Below are 972 nucleotides of genomic sequence, written 5' to 3'. Positions count from 1 at the left end.
CACTGCCAAAGACCTTGCCTCGTGAGGTTATCGAACTCGATTTAGACGACGATGAAAAGCAGTGCGCTTGCTGCCAACATAGTCTGCATAAAATCGGTGAAGACCGTAGCGAGAAACTTGAGTTCACGCCAGCGGTACTCAAAGTGTTGGAATATGTTCGTCCTAAATATGCTTGCCGCCAATGCGAGCAAACAGAAGACAAAAACCACGTTGTTCAAAAGCCAGCGCTGCAAAGCATTATCCCTAAGAGCTTCGCGACAGAAAGCTTGCTGGCCAATATCATCCTCGGCAAATACCAATACGCGATGCCACTTTACCGCCAAGAATCCCTGTTTACCCAATCGGGTATCGAACTCTCACGAACCACGATGGCAAGGTGGATTATCCAAGTCAGTGAGAAGTTCGCTCCACTTTACGCAGCTTTGAAAGTGCACCTACTCGAGCAAGTGGTGGTTCAGGCGGATGAAACGCCGCTCAATGTCCTCAAGGAAGACAAGCAATGCTACATGTGGCTCTACTGCTCGGGCGCGGACTCGCCCGATACCGCGCTCCCTAATGTGAGAAATATCGTCTTGTATGACTATCAAAACAGTCGAGCGAGGTCGTGCCCTGTTGCCTTCTTGGGCGACTATGATGGGTATCTGCAAACCGATGGCTATGGTGTTTATGATGGGCTTCATCTCGTCACCAATGTCGGTTGCTTTGCGCATGCTCGGCGCAAGTTCATGGAGGCGAAAAAGCTTCAAGGCAAAGGCAAGTCAGGCAAAGCGGATAGTGCATTGGCTAAAATCCAGAAACTCTATGGAATAGAATCCCGCTTAAAAGGTGCCTGTGCCGAAAAACGGAAAGCAGAGCGCCAAGAGCATGCTAAGCCGATACTGGATGAGCTTTATGAATGGATGACAACTCAGAAAGTGCTTGAGTCTAGCCCGCTGGGTAAAGCGATAAAATACACGCTCGGCCAATGGCCGA

At 49.7% G+C, this 972-nt stretch carries 1 protein-coding gene; it reads left to right on the top strand.

Annotated features, from left to right (window positions below):
* On the top strand, positions 1-972 hold a 972-nt coding region (locus tag UF06_RS22910; protein ID WP_045572523.1), incomplete at both ends, for an IS66 family transposase.

The sequence above is a fragment of the Vibrio sp. S234-5 genome, from assembly GCF_000960595.1.
Classification (GTDB): Bacteria; Pseudomonadota; Gammaproteobacteria; order Enterobacterales; family Vibrionaceae; genus Vibrio.
The sequence above is the reverse complement of the archived record's forward strand: the minus strand, read 5'-3'. Positions and strand labels throughout refer to the sequence as shown.